The sequence below is a fragment of the Sorangium sp. So ce295 genome (genome assembly GCF_051527405.1).
GTDB classification, from domain to species: domain Bacteria; phylum Myxococcota_A; class Polyangia; order Polyangiales; family Polyangiaceae; genus Sorangium; species Sorangium cellulosum_B.
Genome location: NZ_CP150324.1, coordinates 10,179,256 through 10,192,404, shown reverse-complemented (window position 1 = coordinate 10,192,404; position 13,149 = coordinate 10,179,256). Strand labels below are relative to the sequence as shown.

Genomic DNA, 13,149 nt, shown 5'->3' with positions numbered 1-13,149 from the left:
GTCGACCGAGCGGCGGTCACCTGATGAGACCCGATCGGACCGCAGACGACGCCGAACGACAGCGTCGCAGGGGCGCGACCGTGGCCCGCATCTGGCTGCGGCCGATGTCCTATCTCCTAGGCGTCAGCGTCGCGACCCTCGCCGTCGTCCACCTGCTCGACGTCGCGCGACACGAGAACGCGCACCTCTCGCTCTGGGAGGTGTTCGCGCGCATGTCGCCGAGCGACGCCGAGCACATCATGGGCGGCATCGGCGAGGTCATCGCCGCCATCCTCGGCATCGTCATCACGGTCGCGTCCATCATCGTGCAGCTCGCCGCGAACCGTTACACGCCGCGGATCACCGAGATGTTCTTCCGCGACCGGACGAACATGCTCGTGATGGGCTTCTTCGTCGTCAGCGCGGTGTTCTCGCTGTGGGTCAACTTCTCGATCCGCGTCGGCGGGGGCGGCTCGACCGAGGACGCCTTCGTCCCCACGTACGGCGTCCTCGTCACGATGGGGCTGCTCACCGCGAGCCTGCTCATGATGGCGCCCTACTTCGGGTACGTGTTCGACTTCGTCGAGCCTGACAACGTGGTCCGGCGGATCAAGACGAGCGGCGTCGAGCAGGCGCTGCGCCCCGCGGGCGGAGAGGACGAGGCCGAGGTCGACGAGCGGCGGGTGACGGCGCTCTCGTCGCTGGAGCAGCTCGCCGACGTGGCGCTCAACGCGATCGACCAGAAGGACAAGGGGATCGCGTCGAAGACGATCGACTCGCTCTCGGAGCTCGTCGTCGCGTACCTGCCCCACAAGGCGACGCTCGATCCGCGCTGGTTCCAGATCCGCGATCGCCTCGCGAAGGACACCGACTTCGTGAGCATGAACGCCGAGGCGCTCGGCAAGCTGTCGACCGCGCGGACCTGGCTCGAGTACAAGGCGCTCCGCCAGTTCTTGATGGTCTATCGCGAGGCGCTCACGGCGATGCCCGACCTCATCACGCGCATCGCCATCGACACGCGCTACATCGGGCAGACCGCCATCGCCGCTGGAGACCGGGCGGCCGTCGCGGTCGTCGTGAAGTTCTTCAACACCTACATGCGCAGGTCGCTCAACGCGAAGGACATCGCCGCGGCCTACAACAACCTGAACCAGTACCGCTACCTCGCGGAGGAGCTGCTCAAGGCGGGGTGGGGGGATCAGGTCCTCGAGATCGCGCGTCATTTCAAGTACTACGCGCAGACGGCGCACGCGATGGGGCTCGCGTTCCTCACCGAGACCGTCGCGTTCGATCTCTGCGTGGTCAACGAGCGCGCGTACGACCTGCACGCACCTGCCCGGGACGAGCTGCTCCAGCTCTTCCTCGAGGTGGACAAGGAAGCGGAGCTCGATCAGCAGGAGCCGTCGCTCCGCGGCGTCCGCAAGGCGCAGGTCAAGCTCGCCACGTACTACCTGCAGAAGGGTGAGGAGGCGCTCGCGCGGAAGATCTACCGCGACATGCGCGACGAGCGGCCCGACAGGCTGCGCTCCATCCGCGCCGAGCTCCTGGCCGTGACGAGCAACGAGTTCTGGGAGATCAACGACCGGGGCGCCGTGTTCGAGTACATCGAGCCCGAGCGGCGCCAGCTCATCCACCGCTTCTTCGAGTGGTTCCCGGCGACGACCATGCGGGAGCCGATCCGCGAGGAGCACACGCAGGAGTGAGCGAGGCGTGAGCGGCGCCCTCTCGGTGAGGCGGGACCCAGTCCACGCAGGCTGTATCTGCGCCGGGCATCGACGCGGTGATTCCTGCGGCGCGCGGGCGGCGGTAGGATCGGGCATGCCTTGCTTGCACCCTCTCCACCCCGAGCAGGAGGGCTAGCCTCGACGGAGTCGAGATCGAGCGCTGCACACAACGAGATGCCCGCCTCCCGCCCGCGTCGCAAGAACGCCGAGTCCGATCCGCCGCCGGAGCTGTTCGCCGGCAAGTACAGGCTCATCCGGATGCTGGGCAAGGGCGGGATGGGGGAGGTGTGGCTCGCCGAGGAGGGGCCTCCCGACCTCCGGCGCCACGTCGCGCTGAAGCGGCTGGTCCCGAGGCCGGGGCTCGGCGAGAGCGCGAGGGAGTCGTTCTTCGCCGAGGCCCTGGTGATCGCGCGGCTCGATCACCCGAACGTCGTCCGGCTCGTCGAGTTCGGGGAGTTCGAGGGCTCGGTGTACCTCGCGCTCGACTACATCGACGGCCCTGCCCTCGATCGCGTGCTCAGGAAGGTGGGCGCGTTCTCGCCGCGCGCCGTGGCCTACATCGGCCGGGAGATGGCGAGGGCGCTCGAGGCGGTGCACGGCCTGTGCGAGGACGAAGGGCAGAGCTACGCGGTCGTCCACCGCGACGTCTCGCCGTCCAACATCCTGATCGGGCGGGACGGCCGCGTCTGCCTGACCGACTTCGGCGTCGCGCGGATACCGGGCCTCGCGGACGAGCAGTCCGAGAGCAGCGTGTTCAAGGGGAAGCTCCCGTACATGCCTCCGGAGCAGGCGCGCGGGGAGCCGTTCGACGGGCGCGCGGACGTGTTCTCCCTGGGAATCACGCTCCTGGAGGCGCTGCTCGGCAGCCGGGTGCGCAAGGCCGAGACGCAGAGGCAGCTGATCATGGGCGTCGCGTCGCTGCCGATCCCTCGCGCGCGCGAGCTCCTGCCCGACCTGGGCGCGCGGCTCTCGGCTGCGCTCGACGCGGCGACCGAGTTCTCCATCGAGAAGCGGACCGCCAGCGCGGGCAAGCTGGCCGGTGATCTGGAGCAAGTGCTCCGCGACATGGGCCACGGCGCCGAGGAAGAGGCCCGGAGCGAGCTGAAAGAGCACGTCGAGACCTGCATCGCGAGGACGGGCACGCTGAGCGGCGCCGGTTACCGCGCCTCACCGTCGCTCCCTCCCGAGAGCGCGCCGAGACAGAGCTCGCCGGGCCTCGGGCGAAAGGCGCCGGCGGTCGGGACCACGTCCGCCGACCGTAGGTCGGTCCGCCCCTCATCGCCCGATGGACGGCACAGCGTTCCTGCGGCGGGCCGCAGCGACGCCCCGCTCCCTCTCGGCGCCGCGACGGGCTCGCTCTCGGTGCAGTACCTCGATTTCGACGGCCCGGACGATGTTCCGCAGCGCCCGCGCCAGCACGCGATGTCGACCACGCCGGAGGGGGAGCTCCAGCGAGGGCTGCCCGCGGCCCAGGCTGCGAACGGCGTTGCTTCCACGGCGAGCAGGCCGCCCGCCGCGGGCAGGCCATCCGGAGCGAGCACGCCGCCCGCCGCGGGCAGGCCGTCCGGAGCGAGCACGCCCCCCGTCGCGCGCAGGCCCTCCGGAGCGAGCGCGCCGCCGGCAGGCAGCGAGCCGATCGCGGTGCCGGCGGTGCACGCCGGCGGGGGGGGGGCGCCTTGTGAGGAGTCCGCGTTGACCGGGCTCAGCGCCGAGCAGCTGAGGCGCAAGCGGACGATCTTCTATGCAGGGCTGTTCGTGCTCGGGACGCTGGCGACGATCCGCCTGATCTTCGTTTCCTCCTGCTAGCGCAGCTCGCGCGGCGCCCGCGCGCCGCGAGCGCCTGCGACGACAGGGATGCCGGCGGCGAGCAGCTCCTCGCAGAGGACCCCGACGCCGAAGCTCTTGCCCCGGCGGCGTACTTTCCTGCACATCATTCGCCTGCCCCGGCCACATCCGTATCCCACGAACCTGCACCCCGCTTCACGGAGGAACCGAAACCGTCGGATAGGCGATGTGATCAACGCCGACGTCGTCCACGGTAGTCGTCTCGAAGGTCCAGAGCCCGCCGGGCGGAATGTCGGCGGCCGCGCTGCTCGTCGCCATGCCGAGCGGCCGTCCGACTCGATTCACCGGGAAGACCGTTATCCTGGCGTCGCTCAGTGCCACATCGAGTCGGTTCTCGAGCGTGCCCGTGTAGGCGCTCCCGGCGCCCCCGCCGACGGTCTTCACCTCGCTGACGGTGACGGCATCGACAGGGACCACGTCCACGGTGAAGGCCGGAAACCTGTGCTTCAGATACCCGAGCTCCTCGATCACGAGGTCACCGGGGAGATCCGCTGAGCCGGTCATCGCGATCTCGCCCGGGGCGATGCAGGGGATCATCACGCCAGAGCCGTCGTCCAGCCGATAGAGCCGGCCGCTGAGCAAGCTGCCGCCCCAGGTTGTCACGAGCTGATCGGCCTTGTCGATGAAGTAAAACATCAGGCCGGCGTCGCAGGACGGGGTCTCCCCGTCATTTCTGACCGCGGCGTAGAGCTCGGGGCCCGTCGCCCCCTGCACCAGGGTGAAGGCAACCAGCTTGAGCCCAGCCCCGTCCTCGTCCGTGTCGGTGCTGGACAAGCCCTCCGGCACGAAATGCAGGCCCTCGCCGGGGTCCCCGCCCATGCCGCCCCCGCCCGTCTCCGAGCCGCTCGATCCAGCTCCCGCCTCGCCGCCGCCAGGGCCGCTCCCGCCGTTGCCCGCCCCATCATCGAGGGGGCTCGCCGCGCACGCGAGAGGGAGAGCAAGAGCGACAGCCCCGATGACGATCAAGGACTTCGATTGCATCGTTGTGCAGAGGGCGATGGGCAGGGGAGCTGGCCTCCGGGGCTCACGCTAGCGTCACACCGTCTCACGGGCAAGCGCCAACCTTCTGACGCTTGGAGAGCGAGTGTCCAAGTTCACACGCCCACGACTCCAGGACGACGACACCAAGTCTTCATCCGCGGTAGCCCGCGCGTTCTCAGCGGCCGCCGGGCGAATCTCCTCGACAGGCGCCTCGACCCGCCCGGTCGACACCCGCACATCATGCACCCAACGCTCGGTCGAGCGGGGCCTCGCGCCCGCTCTCGCGAAGGCCTCGGAGGAAAGGAGACGCCGCGTCCTTCTCAATCAACCGGGTCGACGACGTCGCGAGCGAACCCGGCTTTACGAGCCAGAATTGACCGCCCTGAGCGCATGACCCGATTGGCGTGATGGCCCTCACGTTGGGTGATGCGGCGCGTTGCCCACGAACGACTCGAGGCTTGGAATGCCAGGGTTGCACATTTGAGAACCTACTGGATTCGTGAGGCCCGTGCGCTCGCGCAGGAAGCGCCGGCCTCTCGCGGCCGAGCGAGCTCTCGTCGAGCGCTCTATGGCCCTGACCGCGCCGCCGCGCCGCGTCGCAATGACGCGCTTGGCGGCCCCTGCAGTGGCCCGCGCGCGTCGCTGTTCCACAGCGAACTCGGCGTCCGCGCTCCAATCGGGCAGCTTCACGAGATCGAAGAGAGCATCAGGGCGCCGCTCGTACGCCGGCGTTTCACTATCACGTCTCCAGAGGAAGCGTTCGGCAAGACGCGCGTGATCTCGCGGACGGCGACCCTCGGGCCGATCCATCACTTTTGATCCGCTCCCATGATCACTCCGGCGCGGACCGGGAATAGTGAGGTCATGCGAACGTTACGGCAACTATCGTACATTGGTACGACAACATTTTTCACCTCATTGACCTTCCTCGCCGGGTGCACCGGCGAGATAGCGCCCGGCGAAGGTGGGATCACCGGCGGGGAGACCTCCGGCAGCGGTAGCGGCAGCGGCAGCACCGGTTCGGGGGGCACGGACGAACCCGACAACGGCCCCCCCGAGAAGTGCATCCCCGGCATCCCGATCACGAGCCAGATCCCTCGGCTGCTGAACCGGCAGTACGACAACACGGTGCGGGATCTCCTTGGCGTCACCAGCGTCGACAGCAAGCTGCCGTCCGAGCAGCTCGTCGACGACTTCGACGGCCCGATGACCCCCGACGCGTGGCGGCTCTATCAAGAGGTTGCCGAGAAGATCGCCAAGGCGGTGATGGCTGGGCCGAACAAGTCCAAGTTCATCAGCTGCGACCCTGCGGCGGCCGGCTGCTTGGAGCAGACGATCAAGACCTTCGGCCGCAAGGCGTTCCGTCGCCCACTGACCGATCTGGAGGTGGCGCGATTCCAGAAGCTGGGCCAGATTACACCGGCAGGGACGCCCGCCGAGGTCGCCGAGGCAACGCTGGTCGGCTTCCTCGTGTCGCCCTCGTTCCTCATGCTCCCCGAGCTGGCGACCGACGCGGATGCGTCCGGCCAGGGCATCAAGCTGTCCAGCTACGAGGTGGCGACGAAGCTCTCTTACTTGCTCTGGGGCTCCGCTCCGGATGAGGTGCTGAGCGCGGCCGCCGACAACGGCGAGCTCCAGACCAAGGAGCAGATTCTGGCCCAGGCGCAGCGAATGATCGATGTGCGCGAGAAGACCGGGCCGCTCGTGACAGCGTTCCACCGCAACTGGGCGCAGATGAACAACGGAAACGCCCACTGGTGGAAGATGGATCACGACACCGAGACGTATCCGTTGTACTCCGACGCCGCCAAGCCCAGCTGGCAGGCAGAGCTCGACGCCTTCTTCGAAGACGTCGCGTTCGAGGGCGGTTCGTTCGACGATCTCCTCCTCAGCAATGTCGCCTTCGTCAACAAGGACAACGCGGCGATCTACGGGCTCGATCCTGCGAGCTACGGCACCGAGCTGACCAAGGTGGAGCTGGACGCCAGCGTGCGGCCGGGCTTCCTGACGCGCGTCGGGTTCTTGAGCTCCTACGCGGGCTACGACGCCACGAGCCCGATCCTGCGAGGCGCGTTCATCTCGGTGTACCTGCTCGGTGTCAATCCGGGTCCGCCCATCCCCGGCGCCACCATGCAGACCGTCACCGGCGACTTCGCAACGCAACGCGCAAGGATCGAAAAGCTGACGGAGCCGGCTAGCTGCAAAGGCTGCCACTCGGTCATCAATCCTCCGGGATTCGTGATGGAAGGCTTCGACGGCATCGGAAAATTGCAGACGACCGATCCTCTTGGTGGTGCGATCGACGCGAGCGTCACGACGAACACCATCGACTTCGGCGACGGCAACGTGAAGGAGATCTCCTCTCCGCTCGCGCTCATGCAGGAGATCGCTCAGCTTCATAAGGCCAAGCAGCTCTACGCCGAGTCGTGGGTCTCCTATGCCTTCGGGCGGGATCCGAACGGGAAAGATAAGTGCGTCGTCGATCAGATCGACATGAAGCTGTCCGAGGGTGGCTACAGCATCCTCAACCTGCTGGCCGATCTCACTCAAGCGGATTCGTTCCGCGTGCGCGTCCGCGAAACGCCGTGAAAGCTGAGGAAACTTGACCATGAGCAAGCAACTGAACCGCAGAATCTTCCTTCGTGGCCTGGGCGGAGCCGCCCTGGCTGCGCCGTTCCTCAGCTCCGTGTGGGAGCGCGACGCAAAGGCCCAGTCCGCTTCGGGTGGTGGGAAAGCGCTCATCGTGATGTTCACCCACTATGGGTGCGTCACGAACAAGTGGTTCCCCACGAAGACCCAGGGTGAGCTCACGGCTGCTGACCTCCAGTCGACGAGCCTCGCGTCCCTCGCTCCCTACGCGAAGAAGCTCCTCATGCCGCGCGGCATCCGCTCGATGAACGAGTGGACCTCCAACATGAAGCGTGGACAAGGGAACGACTCCCACACGCAGATCGTGGGGTCGTTCTTCACCTGCCAGCCGGTCACCCCGAACAGCAACGACCCGTTCAGCTTCAACCAGGCGACGAAGTTCAACGCGAAGCCTGTCGGTCCTTCGCTGGATCACGTCATGGCCCAGCAGCTCAGCCCGCAGGGCACGCCGTTGCTCATCGCCACGGCTGGCCAGAACGACAACTCTCAGTCGGCGATCTCCTACTCCGCCGCCGAGACCATCTTCAGGGGCCTCAACGCGTCGCAGGCCTTCAGCAGCCTCACGGGCCTCTTCCAGGCGGGGCAGCCGATGAATCCGGACACCTACGCGGCGCTCCGCGGCAAGAGCATCCTCGACCTCGTGAAGGATGATCTGCAGACGCTCGAGCGGTTCGACATGAGCCAGGCCGACAAGCGCAAGCTCGCTGCCTGGAAGGAGCTCCTCAACCAGACAGGGACCGTGGTGGCCTCCGCGCAGTGCAGCGAGGAGCTCGGCGTGATGCTCGGCGCGACCTCCGCGAACGCCTCGAAGGCGTCGTCGGGCGGCCTGGGCGTCGACGTCCTCACGACCAAGGTCTCCGGCGATCTGGATGGAGCGGACATCAGCTCGGCCATCGCGGCGCTCGCGGCGGCCTGCAACGCGAACCCCGTCATTTTCCTGAAGTACCCGGGAAATTACAATTTCAAGGGGCTCGGCATCACGATGGAGTCGCACTCCCTCTCGCACCGCCTCGACAACGCCGGCATGACCGGCAGCTGCCTGCCCAACGCGCTCGAGTGGCTCGTCAAGGTGGACACCTATTACGCGCAGAAGTTCGCGAAGCTCGTCGGAATGCTCGACAGCATCCCTCAGGGGAACGGGCAGACGGTCCTCGACACCAGCGTCGCTATCTGGTTCAACGAGATGTCGGACGGCAACGCGCACAACCTCAACAACGCTCCGATCATCCAGGCCGGCAGCGGCGGCGGCTACTTCAAGACCGGTCAGATCATCAACGTCGACCCCGCGTCGACGCCGACGAACGGCAACAGCGAGTCGCAGTGCGCCAACGGCAGCGGCCAGGTCAACGGTATCAACCAGGGCACCGGGACCGATCCGAAGGTCGGCAACGCGCCGATCAACAAGTACTTCTGCAACATCATGAACGCCATGGGCGTGAAGGCGGGCGCGGACGGCTTCCCTGCGAAGGGTGGCTCCGCGGAGGTGACCAAGTTCGGCTATTCCGACAAGACGGAAGAGTTCATCGGCGGCAAGGGCGCAGTCGCCGGCGCCTCGATCAAGAATCCGGGCGGGTTCACGGAGCTCAAGGCCTGACCTCTCCCGGAGCCAGGTCCTGAACACCCCGACGAGCGCGGGTCCAAAGACCCCTTCCTACCGAAGGGGTCTTTGCGTTTGTGCGCCGCCGGCGATCGCGGGCATCGCGAAATTGCTTTTCTCCCTGATGTGCCTCACGTCGCGACTCCGTGCTGTCCAACGATGGCGGGCAGCGATAGGCTGGGCATCTCTTCTCATGTTCATGCTGGCGAAGCGCCTCCTCCTCCCTGCTGCCGTGCTCCTCCCGCTGGCCTGCTCGAGCGAGGCGAGCGACGGTGCCGGGGTGGGCGGGGACGCTGGTGACGACGCGATCATCGTCCCCGAAGACCTCACCATCATGGCGCTCCCCGGCGGGAACGGCGTGCTCAACGTGATCGCGCTGACTCTCCGCAAAGGACCGACCAACACCGAGCTCTACGCCGCCTTGAGGAACGACGGGGATACCCCGGCATGCAGCGCGGCCCTCTCCGTCGAGCTCTACAACAAGGCTCAGCAGTCCGTGGCATCCGGGATCAACGGGTTGTTGACCCAGCATTTCTATCGCGTCACGGATGGCTCGGACGCGATCGCTGCGTGTGTGGGTCCAGGTGACGTGACCATGACCGCGGTGACGGATCTGCCATCGGACATCGCGATCGACGATGTGGGGTACGTCGTCTACCGGTGCCCCTACTTTGCTCTCGACGTCGTTCCCATCGATGGCCTCACCGCCAGCGACGTGAAGGCCGTGACGGCCGGCGCCGGCACGGTGTACACGGGCACGCTCTCCAACGGGCTCGACGTGGCGGTGAGCGACCCCTCTGTCACGGTCTTCTCGGTCAATCGCGTCGGGCGTCCGCTCGGCGTCGCGATCGCCACCGGCACAGTCCAGATTCCGCCGGGTGGCAGCTGGGCCTTCGAGACGAACACCGTGGACATGCCCGGCGCTGATCAAGCCGCATATCCGGCAGGCGCGATGGCAAAGAAGTAAACCATCCGACGGGTCGCTCGGCTATCCCCTGACACGATGCGCCCGTGGGGCGCCGCGACCCGTCGGCGGCTACTCGCGAAGCCCGGCTACTCCTGCGCGCCGTCGGCGATCCACTGCGTGAGTGCTTCGATGTAGGCGGGGGGGATGCACTTGGCATCGTCATCGTTGACGCACTCAAGGGGCATTCGCGGAGTTTCGCCGCACGGCCCCTTCAAGATCTTGATGAGCGCGCTCTCTTCCGGATTTTCGGTATTGATGAGATCGCCGCAATGCTCGGTTACGTGGGAGCTCACCCTCATGTGAAGCTCTTTGTCGACCATCAGGTTCAGGGGGTTCATATCGTCGTTGTGGCAACCCGCCCCGAAACAAGCGTTTTGTATGACGAACTGCAACGTCTCGAACGTCGGCGCTTCCCCGCTGCCGCTGCCGGTCGAGCCGCCGTCGCCACCGGTGCTCGCGCTGGTCGAGCCAGCCCCGCCCGAGCCGCCGGACCCGACCGCGCTCGAGGTAGACACGCTGGCGCTCGTGCTTCCGGCATCCGTGCCGCCGGCGCCTCCAGCGCCGGTATCGTCAGGGTCGTCGGAGCAGCCTGAAAGCGGTGACAGGACGGCGACGAATGCTGCCGCGATGAAGCTTGAGAATCGAAATTTCATGGTTCACGACGAGGATGGTGAGAGAGAAGGTTTAGCTCTCGTTCCCGTGGATCGAAGCAAAGGGCTTCGAGCTTCGGATTGCAGAGGCGACGTGCGATCCACGTCGCCCGTAGGCAAGAGCTGCGCGAGATGAACAACGTCCTCTTGTGTGGGTAGAATGAGCAAACGCCACCCGAAAATCAAGCGCTTCGTGGAGGGCATTCTGGGGTACAGCCATGCTGTACGCGTCGATTGACACTCGTGCCTTGTGCGCTCAAGCCGGTCTCACGTGCCCAAGAGCGCCTCTCGAAACCTCCCGTCACCAGGCAGACGGACGGCCGCGTCGCGTCGTTGCTCCTCGTCGCACCATGTCAGCAGGGCTCTTCGCCGCGCCAGGCGTCGCGCCCGAGCTCGGTTGCCTGGGTTGGTCCGGCACGATCAACGTCGGGAGGGGCGAGGAGCTCGAGGCGCGATCCGAAAGTCAAGCTCCTCGAAGTGGCCATCCCGAAGTGGCCCTTCCATCGTACAGCCATGCTGGATGCGCCGGTCGACAAGAAAACCGGCTTGCGCTCAGCGCCCGGGCGCAGCCATCCTGCTCGGCGCGATCCCGCGCTCTTCCGACAAGGAACTCCCCGTGACCGCCGCTTCGCTCTTCGAATTGGCAGTGCAGTTTCATCGGGCCGGGCAGGTCGATCGCGCAGAGCTCCTCTATCGCGGCGCGCTCGAGCAAGCGCCCGGGCATGGCGACGCGCTGCTTCTTCTCAGCGTGATCACCGTCCAATCCGGTCGGCTCACGGAGGCCGCCGCGCTCCTCGAGCGAGCCGTCCGCGTCGCCCCGAACAACGCCCTCTACCTGTCGCATCTCGGCGACGTGTATCGCTGCCTCGGCCGGAGACCCCAGGCGGTCGCCGTGCTGCTCATGGCCGTCGCTCGGAAGCCCGACTTCGCCGAATCGGTGTTCAACCTCGCTCTCACGTTCGAGGAGCAAGGGGACCTGGACGCGGCGGCGGCGTGCTACGAGCGCGCCCGCGATCTCGAACCTGGGTTATTGCAGGCTGGCGAGCGCCTCGCGAGCCTGAGAGACCAGCGGGGGGCATCCGCCGCCGGGGTCGGTCCGGCGGCGACGCGCAGCCCCGAGTCGAGCTTGAGCGCCTCCGATGCCCTGGCGGCCCTCGGCGAGACACTGCGCCTCGGCGGCCGGTCGGACGACGCCGCGGCCTGGTACCGCGTGGCGCTGAAGCTCAATCCGCGGATGGCCAACGCGTACACTGCGCTCGGCGCGATTCACGCGGACGCGGGCCGTTTCGACGAAGCGATCGACGATCTGCGTCGAGCGCTCGAGATCGACCGAAATTTCCATGTCGCTCGGGATTATCTCGCCGCCGCGCTCGGCGAGTCGGGGCTCCTCGACGAGTCCCAGGCGATGTACCGCGAAGCGGTCGCCCTGTGTCCCGACGACGCCGCCGCGCACAGCGCTCTTCTCTTCAACATGCCGTTCTGGCCGAACGTCACCGAGAGCGACATCCTCGCCGAGGCGCGCGCGTGGAATGCCCGGCATGCCCGCCCCCTCGCCGCGCAGGCTCCCCCTCACACGACCGATCGCTCGTCCGACCGGCGGCTCCGCATCGGTTACGTGTCACCCGACTTCCGAACCCACGTCCAGTCTCTCTTCACGATCCCGCTGTTCCAGAACCATGACCACCGGCAGTTCGAGATCTTCTTCTACTCGAGCACGGACAAGCCGGATAGCCTGACGGATCGCATTCGCGGTCATGCCGATGTTTTTCGCGAGGTCGCGGCGCTGGACGACGCTGCCCTGGCCGAGGTCATTCGACGGGATCAGATCGATATCCTGGTCGACCTCACCATGCATATGACCGACCGCCGCGTCCTGGCCTTTGCCCGCCGGCCCGCTCCCCTTCAGGTGTGCTGGCTGGCGTACCCCGGGACGACGGGCCTCGAATCGATGGACTATCGCCTGTCCGATCCCTTCCTCGATCCCCCCGGCGCAAGCACGGACGTCTACACGGAGGAGACCCTTCGGCTCCCCGACTCCTTCTGGTGCTACGACCCGCTCACCGACGTGCCCGACGTGAGCGCTCTCCCCGCTCTTGCGGAGGGGAGGGTCAACTTCGGCTGCCTGAACCACTTCAGGAAGGTGAATGAAGGGGTGCTTCATGTCTGGACGAGGGTGCTGGCCGCGGTGCCCAGGTCGCGGCTCACGCTCATGGCGCCTCAGGGAAGGGCGCGGGACCGGGTGCGCTCGATCTTCGAGGAGGGGGGCGTCCAGCTCGATCGGATCGAGTTCGTCGATCGGTGCGGGCGGCTCGACTATCTGCGAAGGTACCGCGAGATCGACATCTGTCTCGATACGTTCCCTTCCAACGGCCACACCACGAGCCTCGACGCGCTGTGGATGGGCGTCCCGGTGGTGACCCTCGCAGGTGAAACCGTGGTCGGCCGCGCCGGCGTCTGCCAGGCGATGAACCTGGGTCTGCCGGAGCTCATCGCGACGACGCCGGGTGACTACGTTCGGGTCGCCAGCTCGCTCGCCGAGAACCTCGAGCTCCTGGGCGAGCTTCGCCGAACGCTGCGCGATCGCATGAAGCAGTCGCCGCTCATGGACGGCCCGCGCTTCGCCCGCCATCTCGAGTCGATCTACCGCGACATCTGGCGCCGTTTCTGCGCTCAAGCGTGAGGCGAGGGCCGCTCGACGAGCGCGGCTGGCCGGGCGAAAACCAAATACGTTCGCGTGCCTGCGGGCATTGTAGGGGT

At 66.9% G+C, this 13,149-nt stretch carries 9 protein-coding genes; 6 read left to right on the top strand and 3 right to left on the bottom strand.

What is annotated here, in order from left to right:
* The first annotated feature begins 23 nt into the window (after positions 1 to 23).
* On the top strand, positions 24 to 1,682 hold the full coding sequence (locus WMF11_RS38625) for a DUF2254 family protein (protein ID WP_437974349.1): 1,659 nt from the start codon (positions 24 to 26) through the stop codon (positions 1,680 to 1,682).
* Between the two features lie 195 nt (positions 1,683 to 1,877).
* Positions 1,878 to 3,509: a serine/threonine protein kinase gene (locus tag WMF11_RS38620; protein ID WP_437904152.1), complete on the top strand. Its 1,632-nt coding sequence runs from the start codon at positions 1,878 to 1,880 to the stop codon at positions 3,507 to 3,509.
* Here WMF11_RS38620 and WMF11_RS38615 read toward each other — a convergent pair.
* Both WMF11_RS38615 and WMF11_RS38610 read right to left on the bottom strand, forming a co-directional pair.
* Positions 3,506 to 3,637: a hypothetical protein gene (locus WMF11_RS38615; protein WP_437904151.1), complete on the bottom strand. Its 132-nt coding sequence runs from the start codon at positions 3,635 to 3,637 to the stop codon at positions 3,506 to 3,508. The two genes, WMF11_RS38620 and WMF11_RS38615, sit on opposite strands and share 4 nt — an antisense overlap.
* 46 nt (positions 3,638 to 3,683) lie before the next feature.
* Positions 3,684 to 4,529 carry an FxLYD domain-containing protein gene (locus WMF11_RS38610; RefSeq protein WP_437974348.1) on the bottom strand — a complete coding sequence of 282 codons (846 nt, stop codon included), beginning with the start codon at positions 4,527 to 4,529 and terminating at the stop codon, positions 3,684 to 3,686.
* A gap of 918 nt (positions 4,530 to 5,447) precedes the next feature.
* On the opposite strand from WMF11_RS38610, the gene WMF11_RS38605 reads away from it, so the two are divergent.
* From WMF11_RS38605 to WMF11_RS38595, 3 genes are all read left to right on the top strand, one after another.
* Complete coding sequence (locus WMF11_RS38605) at positions 5,448 to 7,118, top strand: DUF1592 domain-containing protein (RefSeq protein WP_437974347.1); 1,671 nt, start codon at positions 5,448 to 5,450, stop codon at positions 7,116 to 7,118.
* Between the two features lie 19 nt (positions 7,119 to 7,137).
* Entirely contained in the window at positions 7,138 to 8,772 is a 1,635-nt protein-coding gene (locus WMF11_RS38600) for a DUF1552 domain-containing protein (protein WP_437904149.1), read from the top strand.
* Positions 8,773 to 8,968: 196 nt separating this feature from the next.
* Entirely contained in the window at positions 8,969 to 9,742 is a 774-nt protein-coding gene (locus WMF11_RS38595; RefSeq protein ID WP_437974346.1) for an FxLYD domain-containing protein, read from the top strand.
* A gap of 86 nt (positions 9,743 to 9,828) precedes the next feature.
* Here WMF11_RS38595 and WMF11_RS38590 read toward each other — a convergent pair whose 3' ends face one another.
* Positions 9,829 to 10,395: a hypothetical protein gene (locus WMF11_RS38590; protein ID WP_437974345.1), complete on the bottom strand. Its 567-nt coding sequence runs from the start codon at positions 10,393 to 10,395 to the stop codon at positions 9,829 to 9,831.
* Positions 10,396 to 11,008: 613 nt separating this feature from the next.
* On the opposite strand from WMF11_RS38590, the gene WMF11_RS38585 reads away from it, so the two are divergent.
* Entirely contained in the window at positions 11,009 to 13,072 is a 2,064-nt protein-coding gene (locus WMF11_RS38585) for an O-linked N-acetylglucosamine transferase family protein (protein WP_437974344.1), read from the top strand.
* The last annotated feature ends 77 nt before the right edge of the window (positions 13,073 to 13,149 follow it).

Bases quoted from the DNA above. Each gene is read 5' to 3' on its own strand.
- WMF11_RS38625 (WP_437974349.1), top strand. From the start codon at position 24: ATGAGACCCGATCGGACCGCAGACGACGCCGAACGACAGCGTCGCAGG.
- WMF11_RS38620 (WP_437904152.1), top strand. From the start codon at position 1,878: ATGCCCGCCTCCCGCCCGCGTCGCAAGAACGCCGAGTCCGATCCGCCG.
- WMF11_RS38600 (WP_437904149.1), top strand. From the start codon at position 7,138: ATGAGCAAGCAACTGAACCGCAGAATCTTCCTTCGTGGCCTGGGCGGA.
- WMF11_RS38595 (WP_437974346.1), top strand. From the start codon at position 8,969: ATGTTCATGCTGGCGAAGCGCCTCCTCCTCCCTGCTGCCGTGCTCCTC.
- WMF11_RS38590 (WP_437974345.1), bottom strand. From the start codon at position 10,395: ATGAAATTTCGATTCTCAAGCTTCATCGCGGCAGCATTCGTCGCCGTC.
- WMF11_RS38610 (WP_437974348.1), bottom strand. From the start codon at position 4,529: ATGCAATCGAAGTCCTTGATCGTCATCGGGGCTGTCGCTCTTGCTCTC.
- WMF11_RS38615 (WP_437904151.1), bottom strand. From the start codon at position 3,637: ATGATGTGCAGGAAAGTACGCCGCCGGGGCAAGAGCTTCGGCGTCGGG.